This is a genomic window from Streptomyces calidiresistens, assembly GCF_014141525.1.
Taxonomy (GTDB): Bacteria; Actinomycetota; Actinomycetes; order Streptomycetales; family Streptomycetaceae; genus Streptomyces; species Streptomyces calidiresistens.
Map to the genome: position 1 here is coordinate 1 of NZ_VKHS01000746.1, position 2,636 is coordinate 2,636.

Genomic DNA, 2,636 nt, shown 5'->3' on the forward strand with positions numbered 1-2,636 from the left:
GCGCCGGAGGAGGGCGGAGGAAGGGCGCCGCCCCGCCGCGTTCGGGGCGGGATCCGTCGGCGGACCCCGGGGTGGGCGGACCCACCGAACGGTGGGGTCGCCGGGTGGATCGGCCCCGGCCCGACGACCCCACCGGCTTCATCGGCCGGGGCTCACCAACTGGACTTGCGCACGCCCGGCAGGTAGCCGGCGTGCGCCTGCGAGCGCAGGTTCACCCGGGAGAGCCCGAAGGCACGGAAGTGTCCGCGCGGCCGGCCGTCCACCGAGTCCCGGTTGCGCACCCGCACCGGGCTCGCGTCGCGCGGCTGGCGCCGCAGCTCGCGCTGCGCGGCCTCGCGGGCCTCCGGGTCGGTGTCGGGGCGCCGGATGATCTCCTTCAGCTCGGCCCGCCGCTCGGCGTACCGGGCGACGATCTCCTTGCGCCGCTCGTTCTTCGCGACCTTGCTCCTCTTCGCCACCTCGTCCCCCTCAGACCTTCTCGCCGCGGGCGCGGATACGGGCGACGGCCGCCTCGATGCCGATGGTGTCCACCGTGCGGATGCCCTTGGTGCTCAGCCGCAGCCGCACGTGCCGGCCCTCGGAGGGCAGCCAGTAGCGCTTGCGCTGGATGTTGGGGTCGAAGCGCCGGGAGGTGCGCCGGTGGGAGTGGGAGATGGTGTTGCCGAAGCCCGGCGCGCGGCCGGTCAGCTGGCAGTGGGCGGACACGTGGACTTCCTCCTGGGGGTCCGGGCGGGTGCGGCCCGCCCGACGGGGTGCGGTCGGGTCGTCCCCTCCCGCGCGTCCGGGCGTGACCGGGGTCACGGGAGGGGCGGAGGGGAGCATAATGAAAATGATTCCCGTTTCTGTATAGTACTCCACATGGCGTCCGGAAACCCCAGCGGCTCGTCCCGCTCCACCATTCGGCCGGTGATCAAACTCCGGTCCACGGCCGGCACCGGCCACACCTACGTCACCCGCAAGAACCGGCGGAACAACCCCGACCGCCTCGTGCTGCGCAAGTACGACCCCGTGGCCCGCCGCCACGTCACCTACCGAGAAGAGCGCTAGGAGAGAACCGCCGTGAAGCCCGGTATCCACCCCGCCTACGGGCCCGTCGTCTTCCGTGACCGGGCCGCGGGCCACGCCTTCCTCACCCGCTCCACCCTCGCCGGCACGGCGAACGGTGGGAAGACCATCGAGTGGGAGGACGGCAACACCTACCCCGTCGTCGACGTCGAGACCTCCTCGGTCAGTCATCCCTTCTACACCGGTACCGCCCGGGTGCTGGACACCGCCGGCCGGGTCGAGCGCTTCGAACGCCGCTACGGGTCGGGCCGGTCGGGCCGGGCCGCCGGCACCCGTGACGGGGCCGACGGGAGCCGCTGATGCTGCCCGTCGTCATCGTCGCCGGCCTCCACCGCGACGCCCGCCGTGCCGTCGTGCGCCGCCTGCTGCGGGAGGTGCCCGGCGCGATCGCCCTCCACCACGACCTCTCCGCCGCCCCAGGCGGCACCGTGCGCCGCACCCTGGCGGACGGCACCGGTCTCACCGACAGCGGGGAGACCCCGCTGGTCAACGACTGTGCCTGCTGCGCGCTGCGCGAGGATCTGGTGCCCGAACTGGAACGCCTCGCCGACGGCGGGCTGTGCCGGCTGGCCGTCGTGGAACTGTGGGACTCGGTCGAGCCGCGGTCGATGGCCGAGGTGGTGGCCGCGCACGGCCACGGTCGCTTCGAACTGGTCGGCGTGACCTGCGCGGTGGATCCCGCCCTCGTCCTGCCCTGCCTGGGCAACGGCGACGACCTCGCCGAGGCGGGCCTTGCCGCGGCCCCCGGTGACCAGCGGGTGGTCGCCGACACCTTCGCCCGCCAGCTGGAGTACCCGCCGGTCCTGGTCCTGGCCGACGGCTCGGAGGAACCGGACCCCGGCGCGGACTCCGCGTCGGAGGGGCGGACGGGGAACCCGGGCGCGGCCGGCACGGCCGTCCTCCACACCCCCGACCCGGCCGACCTGGAACTGCTCACCCAACTGCACCCCACCGCCCGCCGGATCGCCGTGACCGACCCCGGTCTCGTCGCCGTCCTCACCGCCGGCTTCGATCCCGCCGCCGCGGCGGCCCGGCAGCACCCCGCCTGCGCCCTGCTGCCCCAGGAGGCCGACGCGCACGGGGTGACCACCCGGGTGTGGCGGGCCCGCCGGCCCTTCCACCCCGCCCGCCTGCACGCCGCGCTGGAGGACCTGGCCTGCGCCGCCGCCCGGAGCCGGGGGCGCTTCTGGCTGGCCAACCGCCCCGACACGCTGCTGTCCTGGGACGCGGCCGGCGGGGCGCTGTGCGTGGACAACCTCGGCCCCTGGCTGGCCGCGCTCCCCGACGCGGCCCGCGACATGATGCCGGCCGAGCGACTGGCCGCCGCCGCCCTGGACTGGGACCCGGAACTGGGGGACCGCGGACACCTGCTGGTCTTCGTCTCCCCGGAGCTGGACGCGGAGGGCATCACCGAACTCCTCGACTCCTGCCTGTTGACGGACGGCGAGTACGCCGCCGGACCGGAGGCGTGGCGGAGCCTGGACTCCGCCTTCGACGAGCTGCTGGACCCGGCCGTGCCCTAGCACCACCCCGGCTCGGCCCGACCGCGGCCCGCCCGGTTCGCCCCGTCC

The 2,636-nt window shown here is 75.1% G+C and carries 5 protein-coding genes; 3 read left to right on the forward strand and 2 right to left on the reverse strand.

The window, feature by feature from the left end; genetic code table 11:
• Positions 1-152: 152 nt before the first annotated feature.
• Positions 153-458: a 30S ribosomal protein S14 gene (rpsN, locus tag FOE67_RS22260; RefSeq protein WP_182666623.1), complete on the reverse strand. Its 306-nt coding sequence runs from the start codon at positions 456-458 to the stop codon at positions 153-155.
• 10 nt (positions 459-468) lie between these two features.
• Positions 469-705 (reverse strand): 50S ribosomal protein L28, encoded by a 237-nt coding sequence (rpmB, locus tag FOE67_RS29625; RefSeq protein ID WP_182666624.1) that lies wholly within the window; start codon positions 703-705, stop codon positions 469-471.
• 153 nt (positions 706-858) lie between these two features.
• Between rpmB and rpmG the strand changes: the two genes are divergently transcribed.
• Genes rpmG through FOE67_RS22280 form a run of 3 tightly spaced genes read left to right on the forward strand, consistent with a single transcriptional unit; the run spans position 859 to position 2,588 of the window.
• Positions 859-1,047, forward strand: coding sequence for a 50S ribosomal protein L33 (rpmG, locus tag FOE67_RS22270; RefSeq protein WP_182666625.1), 189 nt, complete (start codon positions 859-861; stop codon positions 1,045-1,047).
• Between the two features lie 12 nt (positions 1,048-1,059).
• The gene (locus FOE67_RS22275; RefSeq protein WP_182666626.1) at positions 1,060-1,365 is read left to right on the forward strand and encodes a type B 50S ribosomal protein L31; all 306 of its coding nucleotides are present in this window, start codon (positions 1,060-1,062) and stop codon (positions 1,363-1,365) included.
• On the forward strand, positions 1,365-2,588 hold the full coding sequence (locus FOE67_RS22280; RefSeq protein ID WP_182666627.1) for a GTP-binding protein: 1,224 nt from the start codon (positions 1,365-1,367) through the stop codon (positions 2,586-2,588). Before FOE67_RS22275 ends, FOE67_RS22280 begins: the two co-directional genes overlap by 1 nt.
• Positions 2,589-2,636 lie beyond the last annotated feature (48 nt).